Here is a 20,600-nt window from a genome sequence, read left to right as displayed (position 1 = left end):
CGGTAAGATAGGCATTAAAAAGGCACCTCAAGGGTGCCTTTTTGTCGTTTGAAGCCTGTAACTACTGATTAAACTTACTCTTTATCAACCGGCTGAGAACTCACCGAGGAGAGATAGTTCAGTAGGGCGATATCATTCTCTACGCCCAGTTTCAGCATGGCTGATTTCTTCTGGCTACTGATGGTTTTGATACTGCGGTTAAGCTTCTTCGCAATCTCAGTGACCAAGAAACCTTCGGCGAACAGGCGGAGAACTTCGCTCTCTTTCGGCGAAAGACGCTTGTCACCGTAGCCGTTGGCGCTGATTTTTTCCAGCAACTTGGCGACGCTGTCCGGCGTGAATTTCTTCCCTTTCTGCAACGCAGCCAGTGCTTTTGGCAGGTCAGTCGGCGCGCCTTGCTTCAGTACGATACCTTCAATGTCCAAGTCCAACACCGAGCTAAGAATAGCCGGGTTGTTGTTCATGGTCAGAACGATAATCGACAATTGCGGGTAGTGACGCTTGATGTATTTGATAAGCGTAATGCCATCACCATACTTGTCGCCTGGCATAGACAGGTCGGTGATCAGAACATGAGCATCCAATTTGCTCAGGCTATTGATAAGCGCGGTAGAATCCTCGAACTCACCTACCACATTTACCCATTCAATTTGTTCAAGTGACTTACGAATACCAAACAGGACAATAGGATGGTCATCAGCGATAATTACGTTCATATTATTCATGTGATTAGCTACCTTGCTGCAGCAGTCTGGAGACAAAAGAATCAATGTGATTAATGTTATCAGTGATCATCAATACGTCGCCAGCGACGATATGTTGTTCTAACGTTTCACATAGGTGTTTGCCTGGGGTTAAGTTCAGCATGGCGAATACCCCTTTAAGGCGATGCGCGGTTTGGGAAAGCGATGTAAAATCACGACGTTCATTTTCATTGTACAGTTTATCTAGGTCTTCCGGTACTGTCTCGACAAACAGCTGATAGTAATCACTTGATTTTAGCTGTTTTTCATAAAATTCGAGAGAGTCTTCACCGGGTTCTTCGGATGAAATACTGTCATCAGATTCAGCAAATTGCTGCTCGATTAACAGTAGGGTTGCGTCGATCAGCGCACTGCTGATGTTGTAATTGACGCGGATATAATGCTTCTCCAACTGCTGGAAACCGGCTTCATCGCTGGTCAGCAGCAGGGTATATTTATCGCTATTTTGCGGGTTATCGGTCAGCAACACGTCATACTCGCGAGTCACTTGGCGCTCGTCCGCCACGATACACACCGCACCGTAAGCGTTCATTGCGCGGGTCACGATGCCGCGAACTTCCTCTGACGTGATATCCAGCAGCAGCGTCACATCATCAAGCAGCTTTTCGTCTGCCGTCTGATCTTCTTGCTCTTCCAGCGTCTGCTTGATGCGCACCGTGTAGCGGGTGCCGATATCAATTTTGCTGCGAATTTCCAACTGTCCGCCGAGCTTCTTACACAGCTGATTACACAGGAAGAAGGTCAGCCCTGAGCCGTGGTTAAAGCGATCCACCATGGTTTGGCTCAGGAAGGGATAGTTCAGGTTACTCAACTCTTCCTTCGAGATGCCGCTTCCGGTGTCAGTAATGTGAAAAATCAGCTGACCCGGATGCTCAGTGTCATGCTCGGTGGTTAAGGTAATCTTGCCCACCGACGTCGTGACGATGGCGTAATCAATCAGCAGCGACAGCACCTTCTTCAGCGCCTGACCGTCACCCAGCAAATTTAACTCAGGTTCAGGATGGTAATGATTGAGGATCATCAAACCTTTCTGATTAACCTTAGGCAGCGCTTGCAGCAAAAGTTCATCGACCAGCGCCGAAAGTCCGTAAGATTGATGCGATGGCTGCCAATCTTGCGTCTCAAGGCGTGTGAGCAGGGTGATGTTATCCACCAGCGTCAGTGCGTTACGCGACTCATTGAGCAGGCGACCATGCAGGGTTTGGCGCTCGCGCTCGTCCTGACTCTCACTCAGCGACGACACCAACTCATTCAACTCATTCAGCGGCTGGTTCAGCTCAATCCCCAAGTTGTGCAGCATCAGTTTGCGGGCCTGAAGGTTCTTATCGAACTCGCGGCGCGCCTGTTGCAGCGTCTTGTTCACCATCACTTCTTTATCTTGGTCATGCAGCAAGAACAGATAGGTTTCTGGCGAGATTTGGCTGCGCAGCATGCGAATTTCATAGACTTCGTTATTCACCGTGGCCTGAATCACGCCGTGGTGCTGCTCGGCCATATTGGCGATTTTGTTCAGGCTGAGATGCGGCAGCAGCTGGTCAGCAATCTTATTGCTCACCACCACGCTGTGGTTGCTGAAGTTATAGACCAGTAAGCCAATCGGCAGGCTGGAGATGATCTCCTGATTCAGCGCCTGCTGGGTGTGCAGCTGGGCCGCCATATTTTCGCTCGGGCGGATGTACTGATGGCGAATAAAGTAGATGCCGGTCATCGCCAGCGCCAGCAGCAGCAGGTTGATCAGCACCAGCCAGAAGTTGTTGCGGGTCAAATCCACGATAATGCTGACCAGCGGCACGTGGTAGGTGAGTATCAGCGGCGAATTGCTCAACGGCGCGGCGAAGTTAACCGACCAGCCTTGCAGCGTAATACTGCCGCTGGTGTCGGTGCTCTGCTCCGGATCTCCTTCATTAACGGCGTCGCTGCTGTTGGTTATCTGGAAGTTATCACGCGCCATTGACAGCGGGATCAGGTCGGTCATCGGCAGGTCAAAGGCAATCACCGTTGCCAGATGGCCGGGGTTGTTAAAGGTGGTGCGCAGCGAGAAGAAAGCTTCATTGGCAAGACGCGAGTGGCGCAGGTTGGAGTAGCTTTCGCGCTCGTCCAGCGTGTTGGCCTGCTGGAGCATCTCGGCACGGCGTGCCTGCAAGGTATTAGTGAAGTAGTTCTCTTTAAGCCGCGAATCCTGTTGTTGTAGCTGCTGAGTGGTCACCAGGATCATGCTGTTATCCTGACCATTCAAATAGTACATGGAGTAGGGCTGGCTCTTGGCTCCCCACTGGTCGTCAAGATAAGAAGAGATTTTGAGCGTCAGGTCCAGCGTCGAGCTGTCATGGGTACCAAAAATCAGCGCATCGGTTTTTTTATGCGGCTTATTGATGAAGTACATGTCCTGACGAAGGCGAACTTCCTGCCCGGCGGTGGCTTCGGGCGTCAGCGCCGTGCCGGTGAAATCGTCATAAATCTGGTAAGTCATATAACGGTAGTTATCGATGCGTTTTTGCATCAATTCTGCCGTAGTTTGCAGCGTTCTCTCTTTATCTCGCAAATAGGCGTTGGTGTAATTGTAGCCATACATACCCAGCCCCATGGCCAGTAGCAGGATGAACAACCAGAAAAAACGCGTAATGTTAGTCGACGTCAGCGACAAATATTTACTTGGCATAGTGGTGACGCTTTTCCTTGATTATCGAGTCACGGCGCGCGCGCTGGCAGTAACCAGCAGCAGCGAGACGGCTACGCAACTTAGTGCAACCGATAAGCTGCTGAGTTGAGCAATAAAACCAATTAAGGCTGGGCCTGCAAGAATACCGGCATAGCCAAGGGTTGTCACAGAAGCAATCGCCAAATTCGCTGGCATAGCCGTTTGATTGCCCGCTGCGCTGAACATTATAGGCACTAAATTCGAGGCGCCAAAGCCCGTCATAATGAAGCCTATTCCGGCGGCCCACAAGCTTTCAACGTTGACCAGCAGGATAACCCCAATGCTGGCGCACAGGCTGCCCAGCAACAGCACCTTGAAACGCCCCATGATGCTGATAATGCGATCCCCGGTCAGGCGTCCTATGGTCATGGCGATAGAGAACACCGCGTAGCCAATTCCTGCCTGATGATTGCTCACACCGCGCTCGGTGGCGAGGAACAGCGCGCTCCAGTCGAGCATCGCGCCTTCGGTCATAAACATTACGAAGCACAGCAGGCCGAGGAAAATCACCCAGCCGCGCGGCAGAACGAACATCGGTTCGTCGCTGCTATTGCGGGTGTGCTGCCAAAAATGCGGCGTGGTGGGGATCAGCGCCACAATCATCAGCGCGACCACAAGTAAAATTGATTGAAAAGGCGTTAATCCGAGGAATAACAGCAGGGTGACCGCCAGCGCGCCAAAAATGCTGCCGAGACTGAAAAAACCGTGAAAACCCGACATCATCGCGCGGCCGCTGGCTTTTTCGACCACCACGGCGTGGACGTTCATCGCCACGTCAACCATGCCAATCGCCGCACCAAATACCAGTAGCGTCAAGGCCATGGTGCCGACGCCATCCGCCAAGGTCAGGAAAGGGAGATCAAGGCAAAGCATTGTTGCAGCAAGCAAAATGACATTTTTACAGCCCAATCGGCCGGTGAGAAAACCGGTCAACGGCATGGAGAATGTTGAACCCGCGCCGATGCACAGCAGCAACAAACCCAGCGTCCCATCACTGATATCTAAGCGTAATTTGGCAAAAGGCACCAATGGAGCCCACGCCGCCATGGCAAAACCCGACAAAAAAAAGATGATCCGCGTGGCATGTTGCTGAGCAACACCGGGAAGAGGGGCGGTATGAGGGGGCGAAGTGGCTTGTTGGGTGTCGTGGTTAGGCATGATATCGAACGTCCGTGAGATAGAGAAAAACAAAAAATCGTTACAGGACTGTGCTTTATCACATACCCGGTACAAGGTGGCAAATGAACCTTCGAATTTAGGCGGCACATTTTAACAGCGTACTTTTTATCGTGTTATTACCATTAATCCTATTTGTCCGGTTTTGCTGTGTAAATAAAATGTGAAATTTTAGTTTCGATCACATAATCGTTAAGTTTTAGTTATGCTTTTTTAAGATGAGAAACGCTTATTAATTCGAAAAAGTGGCACTTGTTAAAAACCCTTATTTAAGTCAAATTGCTTGTAAATCAGGCGAATAAAGTCAAATTTTCCCGCGTAGCCGACCATTTAAACTTCGTCAAACTTATGTTTCAAAATATTTCGATTCATTTTTCTTATCGTAGTGATAACAATTTTTTAATGTATTTGGGTTAAATCATGCATATAACTTATTGGAGTTAAGGCAAATATAAGCCTGACGTTCTCTATAAAAAACCTGCGAAAAGCAGGCAATAATTTTGACTTTTTTGTCGACTTTACATGCAGCAACCCACACCAGTTGGAAAGTAAATCATTGTTTTCGTGATCATAAAATTCACCGCAGTTCGCTTTCTGACTCTGTCAAAAAGGAACTTTTGCGGTGCGTCTTTACTTACTCTGGGTTCAAGGGGCACACAGCATGGCTCAACAAGGCAATGTCATCGTCGACGTACTTTCCCGTACTAACGGCAGCGTAATTTCCCAGGTGTCCGGCGCCAGCCAGACTGTCAATCTTAACCAACTCAGCATTGTACGTGTCCATGCTACGCGCGCGGCGGTTTTGAGCTACGAGCGCGCGGGGAATGACCTGATCCTGCACATGCAGGATGGCAGCACGGTTCGCTATCACAGCTTCTTCAACACCGACAGCAAAGGCCACCACAGTGAGCTTATCTTCGATGACGGTGTGCACCCGATTGAACATGCCACCTTCGTCGATACCGGCGTTGCTCCGGGATCGGCCGTGGCGGTGGTGCCAGGGTATGAAACAGTGCCAGACGTCGGCGCACTGTTGCTCGACGGTTCCAACTTCGACCCGGCTATTCTCGGCGCATTGCTTGGTGTCGTGGCATTGGGCGCGGGTATTGCCATTGCCGCAAGCAACAGCGGTGGCGGCGGCGGTGGTAGCAGCAACAATGGCGGAGAGCCAGGCCAACCGGGGCAACCGGGCGGTTCCGATAAAACACCAACCCTGACGCTGGCGACCTTCGCCGGCGATAACGTTTTGAATAAAGCTGAAGTGGGCGACTCGCAGGTGTTTAGCGGAACGACGACTAACGTCACCGCCGGGCAGACCGTGACCTTGACCCTGAATGGCAAAACCTACACCACCACCACCGCGGCAGACGGTTCATGGAGCATCACGCTGCCTGCGGGCGACCTGCAAGGCCTGGCAGATGGCACCTATGTGGCTAATGTCAGCGTGACAGGCACCGACGGACAAACTATCACCAAGGGCGTCACCATTGGCGTCGACACTACTGCGCCGGGTGCGGCGACAGACGTGACGCTGGTCAATGACGCAAACCAACCTATCACTGGCCCGACCAATGACAACTCGCCGACGCTGAGTGGTAAAGCCGAGCCGGGCAGCACCGTCACTATCAGCGATGGCGGCACCGTGATTGGTACCGTGCCGGTAGATGGCAATGGCAACTGGACCTTTACGCCGAATCCGCCGCTGGGCGATGGCGATCACAGCCTCACCGCTGAAGTCACCGACCCGGCGGGCAACACCAGCCCACCAAGCACGCCGATTGCGGTGGTTGTCGATACTACGGCACCAGCTGGTGCAACGGATGTGACGCTGGTTAACGATGCAAACCAGCCGATCACTGGCGCGACAAACGATACCACGCCGACCATCACAGGTAAGGCGGAAGCGGGCAGTACGGTTACCGTCCGTGACGGTGACACGGTAATTGGCTCTACCGTTGCCGACGGCAATGGCAATTGGAGCGTTACCCCAACTCAGCCACTGGGCGAAGGCAATCACAGCATTACCACTGAAGTCACTGACCCTGCTGGCAACTCCAGCGGCGTGAGTGCACCTATCGCGGTTGAGATTGACACTACTGCGCCGGGTGCCGCGACAGACGTCACGCTGGTCAATGACGCCAACGAGCCAATCACTGGCAGCACCAACGACAATACGCCAACTCTGAGTGGCAAAGCCGAGCCGGGCAGCACCGTTACCGTCAGCGACGGTGGCACGGTGATTGGTACCGCGCCGGTGGATGGCAACGGCAACTGGACCTTCACGCCGAATCCACCGCTTGGCGATGGCGACCACAGCCTGACCGTGGTGGTTACCGACCCAGCGGGGAACAGCAGCCCGCCAACCACACCAATTGCTGTTGTCGTGGACGCCAGTTCTCCTTCTCCGGCCACCGACGTGCAGATAACCGACGGTGAAAACACGCCTATCGGCACTAACGGCAGCACCAATGACACCAAGCCAACTATCAGCGGCAAGGCCGAAGCCGACAGCGCCATCACTATCCGCGATGGCGACACCGTACTTGGCACCGTCAAAGCCGATGGCAGTGGCAACTGGAGTTTGACTCTGGATCAGCCGCTGTCCGAAGGCCCACACAGCATCACTACTGAAGTCACCGACGCCGCGGGCAACTCCAGCGGCGTTAGCACGCCTATCGTCGTGAACATCGACACCATTCCTCCGGCTGCGGCCACGGCGGTAGAAATCCTTAATGGAGACGGCCTGCCGGTAGACGGCATCACCAATGACACCACGCCAACCGTCAGCGGCAAAGCCGAAGCGGGCAGCAAAGTCATTGTGCGTGATGGCAACACCATCGTGGGTAGCGCCATTGCTGATGAAAATGGTAATTGGAGCGTTACGCTGCAAGATCCGCTGTCGGAAGGCCCACACGGTCTGACCACCGAAGTGCGCGATGCGGCCGGTAACTCAAGCGGCATCAGTGCGCCAATTGCTGTTGAAATTGATACCACCGCGCCGGGCGCTGCGACCGACGTTAAACTGGTGAATAACGATGACTTGCCAATCGACGGCGCAACCAACGACACCACGCCAACCCTCAGCGGCAAGGCTGAAGTGGGCAGCACGGTAACCATTCGCGATGGCGATAAAGTCTTGGCGACCGTGCCAGTTGATGGCGAGGGTAACTGGTCTTACACCCCAGCCGAGCCGCTGGCCGAAGGCCCACACAGCCTGACGACGGAAGTGAAAGACGCCGCCGGTAACTCCAGCGGTATCAGCACGCCAATTGCTGTCGATGTAGATACCATTGCGCCAAACGTCACTATCGATCCAGTGACCGGTGACAATAAAATTTCCTTCAATGAAGCCGCAGGCATTATCACCATTACCGGTACGGCATCGGCTTCTGAAGCGGGTCGCACGCTGGTTCTCAACGTAAACGGTGATCCGCATAACGTCATTGTAGGCAATGACGGTAAATGGAGCTTTGACCTGCCAGCCGGCACGCTGACTGGGACAAATGGCGATATTACTATTACCGCCACGCTGACTGACGCTGCGGGCAACACTGGGACAACCACTGACACCGTACACGTCGCCGCAGACCCGGCGCTTCAGCCTTCACTGACTGTTAACGTCTTTGCGGGTAATGACATCGTGGACGGCGCAGAGATTCAGGTCGATCAGAAACTGACCGGTAGCACCACTAATGTCGAAGCGGGGAACACCGTTACTGTCACCTTTGGTGACAAAACCTACACCGGTATCGTAGGGGCAGATGGTACGTGGAGCGTGACCATCCCGGCCACCGCGCTGCATGATGTCGGTAATGGTTCTGGAGACTTTGACGTCAAAGTCAGTGACAGTTCTGGCAACGAAGCGACCGCAACTCGTCCGTATGAGATTAATGATCAGTTAGGCGGTATCGCCATTGATCCTATTTCCGTGGATGGCAACATCAATGCCATTGAAGCCGCGGCAGGCGTGACCATCAGCGGGACCACTTTCAATGTCCCAGCGGGTCCTGGCGCGATCACCGTTAACATTGGTGGCGTGAATTATCTGGCGGATGTTGCTCCTAACGGCACTTGGAGCATTCAACTTTCTACGGCCGCTATTCAGGCACTGGCCGATGGCAAACAGAATATCGAAGTGAGCGCCACCGATGGCGGCGGTAACCCTATCTCCACCGCCGGCAGCGTCAATGTCTACGTGCACAACCTGCCAGCCCCTACGCTGGACACTCTGTTTGGCGATGGCACCCTGAATGGCAGCGAAGCCGCCGCTGGGCAGACCATCACTGGGAATACCGGAGTCACGGGCGCAGGCCAGAGTGTGACAGTCATTATCGGCGGTCAGCAATTTGCCGCCACGGTGGCTAATGACGGCACCTTCAGCGTCAGCATTCCATCCAGCGTCTTGAGCAGCTTGCCGAACGGCACTGCGCCAATTCAGGTGATTGCGACCGACGTCGCCGGTAACAGCCAGACTATCAATGATAATGTGCCGGTAGATACGTTGGCCCCAACGCTGACCATCAACCCGCTGGCGGGCGATGGGCAAATCAGTCTGGCGGAAGCTGCAACCGCGCTGACCCTTTCCGGTACTGCCTCCATTTCGGAAGCGGGCCGCGAAGTCACCATCACGCTGAACAATGAAACCTATACCGCGACGGTTGGGCCTAACGGGGTATGGAGCGTTGAGCTGCCTGCCGGCGCCTTAAACAACCTCAATGGTGATTTTGTTGTCAATGCAACGCTGAGCGATGCGGCGGGCAACAGCACGACCACCACTAATACCATCCACGTGGTTTCCGACCCGACTATCCAACCGACCATCACCATCAATCCATTTGGTGGCGACAACGCGGTAGACGGTGCGGAAGTCCAAACGGCGCAAGTGCTGAACGGCACCACGGCCAACGTGGAAGCGGGCCAAATCGTTAAAATCACCCTTAACGGCCACACCTACACGGCTGAAGTTCAGCAGAGCGGCAGCTGGAGCGTCATCATCCCGGTTACCGACATGCAGGTGCTGACCAACGGCACGCAGACCATCTCGGTTGAAGTGGCGGACAAGGCCGGTAACTCAGCTTCTGGCACCGACAACTTCACGGTAAATATTACTGAGAACGGTGTGGCAATCGACCCGGTAACGGGCGATAACGTCATCAACGCGGTGGAAACTGAGAACGGAATTCAGGTTACGGGTACGACTTACGGTGTGCCAGTGGGCACCGACGTGGTCGTGACCTTTGGCACTGTGTCGCATACCGTACAAGTGCTGGCCAATGGCCGCTGGTCGGTGAACTTCACCAGCCCAGAACTGGCGGGAATTGACCCAGGCACCACCACGGTAAGCGCGGTCACCAAAGATGCCAACGGCAATACGCTGACCAACAGCGTTTCCGTCGGCGTCGACAACGTAGCACCGGAACCAACTATCAATACACCATTCGGCGACGGCTTCCTGAACATCACCGAAGCAGGCACGGCGCAAACGCTGACTGGCTCCACCGGTAAGGCGGGCGACGGCCAAACCGTTACCGTCACCCTCGGCGGCCATGAGTACACCGCCACCGTCGGCGCCAATGGTAGCTGGACTATCAGTATTCCATCGGCTGACTTGAAAGGCCTGCCAGAAGGCAGCAACCCAATTGTAGTGGTTGCCTCTGACAGCGCGGGCAACAGCACGACGATCAACAGCAATGTGACCGTGGATCTGAGCGCGCCAACGCTGACCGTGAACCCTCTGACCGCCGACGGCATTGTCAGCAGTGCAGAAGCAGCTGGAGCGCTTGAGCTGACAGGTACGGCCTCCGTCAGCGAAGCAGGTAAAACCATCACCGTGACCCTCAACGGCGCGACTTATACCGGCCTTGTAGGCAGTGACGGCAATTGGACGGTGAATATTCCGGCTGGCGTACTGAACGGCGTGGCCAGCGGGCAATATCCGTTGACCGTATCGCTGACTGACGAAGCGGGTAACACCACCACCCAGACCTCCAATGTCACACTGGCGACTGGCGTCGACTCTCAACCAACCCTGACGCTGAACGCCTTTGCGGGTAACAACGTCATCGATGGAGCCGAGCGTCTGGCGGACCAAACGCTGAGCGGTACTACCACCCATGTTGAAGCCGGACAGCAAGTGAACATTACGCTGAATGGCAAAACCTACACTGCGACAGTGGGAGCCAGCGGCGCATGGAGCGTGCAAATTCCAGCGGCTGACCTGACTGCCTTGACCGACGGCTCAATCACCTTGACCGCCGAAGTGGCTGATAAAGCAGGTAACCCGGCGCAGGGCTCTCTGCCACTGACCATTAACACCGAGTTGAGCGGTCTGGCGATTGACCCAATCACCGGCGACAACAAACTGAGCGCGCAGGAAGCGGGCGCAGGCATCAACATCAGCGGGACATCGCACAACGTGGCTGAAGGCGCTAACGTCACTGTCACCTTGAACGGTAAAACCTACATCGCCGCCGTTGGCGCGGATGGCACTTGGACCGTGCCAGTAGGCGCAACCGATCTGGCGCTGCTCGGCGACGGGCCGCTGGCGGTGAAAGTGACCGCGACCGATGCCGCAGGCAATGCGGTTAGCAGCACCGTCACGCTGGATGTCTATACCCATCAACTGCCAACGCCAACTATCAATACACCATTTGGCGACGGCCTGCTGAGCACCGCGGAAGCCGCCACCAGCCAGACCCTGAGTGGTTCGACCGGCATCGTTGGCGATGGCCAAACCGTGACCGTGACCCTCGGTGGTAAGGAGTACACCGCCACCGTCGGCGGCAATGGTCAGTGGACCGTGACCATTCCATCGGCTGATTTGCAGGCGCTACCGCAGAGCGATAACGCTATCACCGTGACAGCCGCCGATGCCGCAGGCAACAGCACGCCTCTCACGTCTAACGTGACGGTCGACTTCACCGCGCCAACGCTGACCATCGACCCAATTTCGGGCAATGGCTACATTGACGCAGCTGAAGCCGCTGCCGCCGTAACGCTGAGTGGTTCCACAGATCCTGCTGAAGCAGGGCGCATCGTAACTCTGACCATTAACGGCCAAACCTATCAGGCCGAAGTGGGGGCAGACGGCAAGTGGACCACCGACATTCCGGCTAACTCGCTGCTCGGCTTAGCCAATGGCCAATACACCTTAACCGCAACCCTGTCTGACGCGGCGGGCAACAGCACCACGGCCACTGAGTCAGTGGGTGTCTTCACCCAGCTGCCAGTCCCTGTGCTGAATACGCCATTTGGCGACGGCGTGCTGAGCAAGCCTGAAGCGGGCGTCGACCAGATTCTGACCGGTAACACCGGTGCAGTCGGCCCAGATCAGAAAGTCACCGTGAACATTGGCGGGCAAGATTACACCGGCACGGTGGGTAATGACGGCACTTGGTCGGTCACTATTCCGGCCAACGCCCTCAATAACCTGACTGACGGCTCCTCGCCTCTGCTGGTTACCGTCACTGACCCAGCGGGTAACACGGGCACAACCACTACCAATGTGACCGTGGACTTGACGGCTCCAACCTTGAGCGTTGACCCACTGACTGGCGATGACAAGCTGAACACCGACGAAGTAGCGACCGGCTTCCTTGTCCAAGGCACCAGCGACACTGGCGATGCAGGTCGTCCAGTCACCGTGTCTATTGACGGCCACACCTACACCGGTGTGATCCAGCCGGACGGTAGTTGGTCTGTGCTGGTACCACCAAATGCGCTGAGCGACCTGACCGTTGGCGACCATCCATACAGCGTTTCTGTCACCGATGCGGCGGGTAACCAGACCGTGGTTGATGGCAGCGTCAATGTAACTGGCGTGCCTAGCCCGCTGTTCCCATCGATTGATGCACCATTCGGCGACACCATCCTTAACGGTATCGAGCTGGCTGAAGTGCAGACGCTGACCGGGACCACTGGCGCGACCGGCACGGGTCAAACCGTGAAGGTGAACATCGGCGGGCTAGACTTTGATGCCACCGTGGGCGCGGATGGTCACTGGACGCTGGACGTTCCGGCCAATGCCTTGGCGAGCCTGCCACAAGGGCCGTTGAGCATTGAAGTCACTGCGACCAGCGCGTCTGGCGCGACTGGCAGCAGCACCATTCAGGCGACCGTCGATACCGTCGCACCTACGCTGACCGTCGACTTGGTGGCGGGTGACGACATCATTAACGCCGCTGAACTGCTGCAACCTCTCACCCTGACCGGGACCGCCTCGGTTAACGATAGCGGCCAGAGCGTTAAAGTGAGTCTGGTGGTGGGCGGCGTGACCTATGAAGGCACCGTCGGCACGGATGGCAAATGGTCAGTTCCACTGCCTAACGACGCGTTGCAAGCTCTGGGCGATGGTCCTCACACCATTACCGCCACGCTGACGGATGCTGCGGGCAACACCACCACCATCAACCATGAATTCACCATTGAGGCTGGCGCGGCTTATACCCCAACGCTTGCCATCGATACGATTTCTGGTGATGACTACATCAACGCCACGGAGAAAGGCGAAGATCTGGTGCTCAGCGGTACCTCGACCAAGCTTGAAGAGGGCCGTGAAGTCACTCTGACCTTCAACGGTAAGACTTACACCGCCGTGGTGGATGGCGAAGGCAAATGGACCACCACGGTTCCGGCTGCCGATCTGGCCGGGCTGGGTGATGGTCAGGCGACTATTACCGCTAACGCCACCAGTCTGGCAGGCAACCCAGCATCGGCGACCCACGAGGTCAATGTACTGGCGAGCGAAGCTAACTTGCCAACCATTACCATTGATAAAGTTGCTGGTGACGACGTCATTAACAGCACCGAGCACAACCAACCTCTGGTGATCAGCGGTACGTCCAACCACTTGGTGGCGGGCGAAACCATTAACATCACCTTGAACGGTAAGCCTTACACCGCGATTGTTGGCGATGACGGCAAATGGAGCACCACCGTTCCTGTCGCCGACGTGCAGGCGCTGCAAAATCAGGAATACACCATTACCGCGACCGGTAATGATGTCGCTGAAAACGTGGCGACCGGCACTCATCAGGTGACGGTAGATACCACGCCTCCGCTGCTGACTATCGTGGTGGATGCGGGTGCTGATGGCATCGTGAACGCGGTGGAAGCGGCGCTCGGCCTGCCAATCAGCGGTACGGCTCCTGAAGGCACAACGGTCACCGTGACTGTCGATGGCAAGCCTTACCCGGTACTGGTGCCAGAAGGCGGCAACTGGACGCTGACTATTCCTGCGGCTGACCTGAAAGCCATCACCACCGATGGCCCACTGGTTATCACCGCCACAGTGACCGATGCACAAGGCAATGTCGCGGACGTGACGGTTAACCCGGCAATCGAGTTGGCAATCAACAACTTGCCAGTCCTGACGCTGGATCCTCTCGAGTTCGTCAATATCACCACGGCTGCCGATGGCTTCACTATCACCGGTACCAGCACTAATTTGCCAAACGGCACGGTGGTGCAGGTGAGTGTCGCGGGTGTACAAGTGACCGGCACGGTAACGGATAACGTATGGACCGCCACCGTGGCACCGGGCCTTATCACGCCACAAAATATCGCTGAAGGCGTAGGCACCGTCACCGTGAGCTACACCGATGCGGCGGGCAACCCGGCCTCGGCTTCGCACAGCGTGACGGTCGATCTGACACCTCCTGTGGCTGCCGTTGTCGACCCGCTGTTTGGCGATGGCGCGTTGAACAAGCTGGAGTCAGGCGTCGACCAAATTGTGACCGGTAAAGTTGCACCGGGCGACAGCGTGGTATTGACGCTGGATGGTAAACCGGTGACGGCGGTAGTGGGTCCGGATGGGACGTGGACGGCGACTATCCCAACAGCCACGCTGCTGGGCCTGACCGACGGCCAAAACACCCTGACTGTGGCAGTGACCGATGCAGCGGGCAACAGCACCTCGAGCGATGTGCCATTTGTTTCCTACATTAATACCTTGCCGACGGCGACTATCACTGACAGCTTTGGCGGCACGATTAACATTGATAAAGCGGCGCTGGGTGGCTCCATCAGCGGCACCACCGGGATCACTTCTGATGGTCAGAAAGTGACGGTGAACCTCAACGGTAAGGACTATACCGCCGACGTGAATTCAGCGACCGGCACTTGGGTTCTGCCGTTGGATGCCGCGACCCTGCAAGGCTTGCCGAATGGCACCTGGACGGCCACCGTAACGGTGACCGACGTTGCGGGCAACTCCAGCACCCAAGCCGAGAACATTTCGGTTCAACTGACACCACCTCCAGTTCCAACCATTGATCTGGTGTTTGGTGACGGCGTGCTCAATGCGGCAGAAGCGGCCGCAGGCCAGACTATTAGCGGCTCAACGGGCATCACTGGCGCAGGCCAAATCGTGACGGTTACCTTCGCAGGAATTGCTGCACCGCTGACCGCTACCGTGGGCGCAGACGGCAAATGGACGCTGGATCTGACAGTTACCCAACTGGCGGATATCGCCGGGTTGGCTACGCACTCCATCACCGTGACCAGCACCGACCAGTACGGAAACAGCAATGTCAGCTCGCCAGAAGTGTTTACGGTTGACCTGAACATTCCTAACCCAAGCATCACCAATCAGCCATTTGGTGCGGATAATGTGCTGAATATCGCCGAAGCGGCGGGGCCTATCACCATTGCGGGCACCACCGGCCTAACTGGCGCAGGCCAAGCGGTTAAAGTGGTGATTGATGTCAATGGCACCAGCTATAACGCCACTGTCTTGCCTGACGGTACTTGGACACTGAACCTGCCTGCGGGCGCGTTAAGTGGCCTGACTGGCGGCGATCACACCATCAACATCACCGCGACCGACGCCAGCGGCAACACCAAAACTGTCCCTGTGGACTTCACCACTGACTTCACACCGCCAGTGGTTGCAGTGACCAACGTCTCCACCGATGGCTACATTAACTTGGCCGAAGCGGCAGCGGGGACGCTTATAAACGGCACCACGGATGGCACCAGCGTCAATGTCAATATCGGTGGCAAAGACTTCATCGCCGCCGTGTCGGGCGGAACCTGGGTGCTGAACTTAACTGCGGCGCAGATAGCGACTCTGCCGCAGGGCAGCCAGACTATTACCGTCACTGCGACAGATGCGTCGGGTAACACCAGCACGGCGATTTCCCACGTGGGTATTGCGACAGACGCTGCTGCTGCGCCAACCGTGACCGTGGGTACTTTTGCAGGTGATAACATTCTGGACTTCGCTGAAAGCCGCACACCGCAAACTATTAGCGGTACCACGGCTCACGTCGAGGCTGGGCGAACTGTTAATGTTACTGTGGGTTCAATCACCGGATTAAGCGCTATTGTTCAGGCTGACGGTAGCTGGAGCCTAACGCTGTCTCCTGCTCAGTTGCAGACGCTAAGTAATGGTGCGACCAACATCACGGCGAACGTGTCTGACCTTGCGGGTAATGCTGCAACGCCAGATATTCATGACATTACAGTCAGCGTGACGCCTCCTGCGGCGTTCCTGACACTTAACCCAATCAGTGTCGATAACATCATCAACTCAACGGATGATGGCGGCTTGATCATGAGCTTTACCGGTCAGTATCTGAATAACCAAACTGTACTGACTCCGCAGTTAATTACCGTGTTCGTTAACGGTGTTCCAGTCGTGGGCACCTTCCCAGCACTGCCAAGCGCGAGTGGTACCTGGACTATTGTCGGGCTGTCGCAATTAGTCACCTTCCCAACGGATGGTAACTATACCGTCACAGTATCTATGACTGGCCTTAATGGCACGACGGCGACAGTGACACAAACCGTTGTAGTCGACCGTACTCCACCAACCTTGACCGTTAGCGCCTTTGCCGGTGATGACGTGCTTAATGGGACAGAAGCAGCTACTAACCAGACTATTAGCGGCACTGCCTCAACCTCGGAAATTGGCCGTACGGTGACGGTGACTCTGAATGGCAAAACCTACACCGCGCTGGTCGGTGCGGGTGGCGCATGGAGCACCACGGTTCCGGCAGCAGACCTGCAAGGGTTGCCACCGGGCACTAACACCATCAGCGCTAGCCTGAGTGACGCGGCGGGTAACACCACCACCACGCCACACACCTTCACCACCAACACCACAGCACCTCTGCTGAGCGTGGGCGTGCTGGCGGGCGACAACGTGCTGAATCTGGCGGAAGGGCTGGTCACTCAGTTGTTGACCGGTACCTCCAGCGCCGAAGCGGGGCAGACCGTCACCATCAAGATTGCTGGCGTCACCGTGGGTACCGCAGTGATTCAACCGGGAGGGGCGTGGAGTGCTGAAATCCTGCCAACGGGCCTGTCTGGCCTGCTGGATGGGCCAAACGTCCTCACCGCGTCGGTCACCGATAAGGCAGGAAACACCACCAGCGTCGATGTGGGTATCAACGTGCTGTTCAACAGCTTGCTGGATCTTGATATCACCAGCGGACTGGTTGGTGGCGTGCTCAACGCGGCTTCCCTGTTGCTGACTCAAACCATTGGCGGCGTCGCCACCAGTGCGGGCGTCGGTGCCAAGGTGTCGGTGGAAATCGGCGGGCAAACGATCACCGCCGATGTGGGTGTGAATGGTCAATTTAACCTGAGCATTCCTCCAACGCTGTTGGCTAACCTGCCAAACGGTCCACTGGCGTTGAACGTCGTGCTGACCGATGCCGCGGGTAATACCAAAGTGCAGGTTATCGACCTCAACGTGGCGAAAATCCTGCCAGTGCTGGGCGACCTGACCTCCGGTTTGGGCAATGTGGATCACATCCTCAACACCGTGGTTTCTGGCGCGGCGCAAACCGTGAGCGGTGCTTTGACCGCGGCCGACGGCACCATTGTTAAGATTGCGGTCGGGGCGCTGACCTTTACCGGAACCGTGGTGAACAACGCCTTCAGCATTGCTATCCCAGCGGGTGCTCTGGCAAGTCTGGCCGACGGTGTGGTGCCGGTAATTCTCACCGCCACCGACGCAGCGGGCAACGTGCTGACTCAGGCGCTGAATCCGCTGACCGTGGCACTGCACAATCTGCCACAAATCGTGCTGGATCCGCTGTTTGGCGATGGCTTGCTGAACGCGGCGGATATCCTGCTGAACCAGACCATTACCGGCGTGGTGAAAAACGTCGCGGCGGGCACCACTCTATCGGTGCAAGTCGGCGCGGGTGCGCCGCTGACCGCGCAGGTTGATGCCACCGGGCACTTCAGTGTCACTGTGCCAGCTAACCTGTTGAGCGGCCTGACCACCGGCAACCTTGGTGTCAACGTATCACTGACTGATTCCAACGGTAACACCACCAGCGTGGGCGCGCAGGCGGCGATTAACGTCACCTTGCCGACCATCAACCTGACGGACGTTCTGCACAATGGCGTGCTGGGTGCGGTGGATGCACTGACGTCGCAGGTCATTGGCGGCGTAGTTACCGGTGTAACGGCGGGTACCACGGTGAAAGTGACGCTGGGAGGCAAAACCTTCCTCGGCGTGACCGATGCGGGCGGCAAATTTGCCGTTACGCTGCAACCGGGCGACCTGAAAGCGCTGGCTGACGGCACCTTGGCTATCGGCGTGTCGGTCGTCAGCGACGCGGGTAACGTCGGTTCGACCAACGTTAATGCCAACGTCATTATCAATAGCCTGCCGAAAGTGGTGCTGGACCCACTGTTTGGTGGCAACGGGGTGCTCAACGCGGCCGAAGCGCTGCTGACCCAAACCATCAGCGGTACCGTGCTGAACGCTACGGCGGGCTCGTCGGTCAAAATCACCTTGGGGCCTTTGGTTCTCAACGGCACTGTCGATGGCACCGGGCACTTCAACGTACAGGTTACGCCGCTGCAACTGAGCCAGTTGCTGGATGGCAACCTCAGCGTTGGCGTAACCGTCACGGATGCCGTGGGTAACACCAGCGGCGTCAACGCGGGTCTGAACGTGGGTATTCACAACCTGCCATCGATTGTTCTTAACCCAATCTTTGGTGACGGCGTGCTGAGCGTGGTTGACCTGCTGACCGGCCAAACCATCAGTGGCGTGGCGACCAACGTCTCTGTCGGTTCTCAGGTACAGATTTCCCTCAACGGGAAAACCTATCTGGCGACCGTCGGCGTGGGCGGGGCATTCAGCGTGACGGTTCCACCGTTGGATCTGAAAGGCATTCTCACCGATGGCTTGCAGAACGTCACCGCGACCTTCACCGATGCGGTAGGCAACGTCGGCACCATCACCAACGCGGTGAACGTTATTGCCAACGCCTTGCCAACCATCACGCTGGATCCATTGTTTAACAATGGCCTGCTGAATGCGGTGCAGGCGCTAGTTACCCAGACTATCAGTGGCAAAACCACCAACGCCGAAGGTTCTACAGTGACGGTGACTATCGGCGGGGCCAGCCTGTCGGCGGTGGTGAAAGCAGACGGTACCTTCTCCGTCAACGTGCTGCCAAGCCTGCTTTCAACCCTGCTTGACGGTACGGTCGGGGTAGGTGTGTCTGTCACCAACGCCGCGAACCACACCGTTGGCGCCAATGCCAATGTCACCGTGGGTATTCATACTCTGCCAACGCTGAATCTGGGCACGCTGTTTGGTGGTGACGGCTTCCTGAACCTTGCTGAAGCCAGCAGCAACACCACGCTGACCGGCACAACTAACGTGCAGAACGGCTCGGTGTCGGTCAACGTCGGTGGGGTGGTCCATACCGGCACCATCACCAACAATACGTGGAATGTCACCTTTACCGCCGCTGAGCTGAAGGGGCTCGCCGATGGCGCAACCACGGTTAAAGTCACTATTACCGATGCGGTGGGTAACATCACCACCCAAACCAGTCCGCTGGTGGTGAAAACTCACGCCTTGCCGCTGGTTTCCCTCGACGGTCTTGGCTCTCTGGGTGGCTTGATTGGTGGCATCCTTGGTGCGGGCCTGACGCTGAAAGGCAGCAGCGCCAACATCGGGCAGGGCGGCATTATTAGCGTCACCTTGCTGGGTACCACCATCGGCGCGGTCGTGCAGGCGGACGGCTCATGGCAGGCGAAGTTCAGCAGTGAAGTGTTTGCGGCTTATAACCTCTTCACTCTGCTGGGCGCATTGACCGGTAACGTGGTTGGGCTTCAAGCGACAGATCTGGCGGGTAACGGCGTCAACCTCCACGTGGGGCTGGCGGCGGGTAGCCCACTTATCTCGCTGCAAGCGCAATCGCTGGATGTGCAGACCACGGACGACACCCACGCGGTAGCGGCGCTGCATACCACCAGCAGCGATAGCTCAACCACTGACACCGTGCATCACGCCACCAGCACCCTGACCGACCCACTGGTCACGGCAGATGCCGGTGCGCAGGCGGCGTCAACTGACACCAGCACCACGGCGCATGACGAAACGGCGTTCTCCATCGGCGGCGTGACGATTGACGTGGCTCATACCCAGCAGGATGTGGTGGGTACTGACGGCAACGACATCATCGTGCTGGATACGCTGGACTTCGGTCACATCGACGGCGGCGCTGGCGTGGATACCCTGCAACTTGGCGGCACCAACCAGCATCTGGATCTCACCCTGTTGGGCTTCAAAGTCGAGCATATCGACATCTTTGACCTCGGTAACTCTGGCACCAACAGCATCACGCTGAACCTGCATGAGTCGCTGACGGTTAAAGACGCACCGAATGATGAAGTGATCATCAAAGGCGGCGAGGGAAGTCTGGTGAATCTGGTCGCAGGAAGCGATGGTGCTTGGACTGAAACCGGACAGCGCACCGTGGATGGCCTGACGTTTGACGTCTACCACAACGCGTCGCTGGCGAGCACCAACACGTTGGGAGACGTCTTGGTTCAGCACGGTCTGCACGTACAACAGCAAAGCTAAGAGTAAAGCCCCCGAGCGCGTATGCGCCGGGGGCATTTTTTTACAATGAGCGTTAGGCAGTAAATGAATTGGTAAGGCCAGAAAAGGCTGAAAAATAATAATAATCCGGCGAGAAAAG

The 20,600-nt window shown here is 56.4% G+C and carries 4 protein-coding genes; 1 reads left to right on the top strand and 3 read right to left on the bottom strand.

Features of this window, described 5'->3' with window-relative positions; genetic code table 11:
- Positions 1-74: 74 nt before the first annotated feature.
- The 3 genes from rcsB to GEAM_RS11825 are packed head-to-tail and all read right to left on the bottom strand — an operon-like array spanning position 75 to position 4,620.
- A complete protein-coding gene (gene rcsB / locus GEAM_RS11835; RefSeq protein ID WP_034791695.1) occupies positions 75-725 on the bottom strand; it encodes a response regulator transcription factor RcsB in 651 nt (216 codons plus the stop codon).
- Between the two features lie 4 nt (positions 726-729).
- Complete coding sequence (gene rcsD / locus GEAM_RS11830; protein WP_034791693.1) at positions 730-3,423, bottom strand: phosphotransferase RcsD; 2,694 nt, start codon at positions 3,421-3,423, stop codon at positions 730-732.
- Between the two features lie 21 nt (positions 3,424-3,444).
- Complete coding sequence (locus tag GEAM_RS11825; RefSeq protein WP_051899492.1) at positions 3,445-4,620, bottom strand: MFS transporter; 1,176 nt, start codon at positions 4,618-4,620, stop codon at positions 3,445-3,447.
- Between the two features lie 679 nt (positions 4,621-5,299).
- Here GEAM_RS11825 and GEAM_RS11820 point away from each other — a divergent pair.
- Positions 5,300-20,482: an Ig-like domain-containing protein gene (locus GEAM_RS11820; protein ID WP_051899491.1), complete on the top strand. Its 15,183-nt coding sequence runs from the start codon at positions 5,300-5,302 to the stop codon at positions 20,480-20,482.
- Positions 20,483-20,600: the final 118 nt, after the last annotated feature.

The organism is Ewingella americana ATCC 33852, assembly GCF_000735345.1.
In the GTDB taxonomy this organism is placed as follows: Bacteria; Pseudomonadota; Gammaproteobacteria; order Enterobacterales; family Enterobacteriaceae; genus Ewingella; species Ewingella americana.
Note: the sequence above shows the minus strand (reverse complement) of the source record. Positions and strands in the feature narration are given on the sequence as shown.

Coding starts and splice junctions, on each gene's coding strand:
- GEAM_RS11820 (WP_051899491.1), top strand. CDS start 5,300: ATGGCTCAACAAGGCAATGTCATCGTCGACGTACTTTCCCGTACTAAC.
- GEAM_RS11825 (WP_051899492.1), bottom strand. CDS start 4,620: ATGCCTAACCACGACACCCAACAAGCCACTTCGCCCCCTCATACCGCC.
- rcsB (WP_034791695.1), bottom strand. CDS start 725: ATGAATAATATGAACGTAATTATCGCTGATGACCATCCTATTGTCCTG.
- rcsD (WP_034791693.1), bottom strand. CDS start 3,423: ATGCCAAGTAAATATTTGTCGCTGACGTCGACTAACATTACGCGTTTT.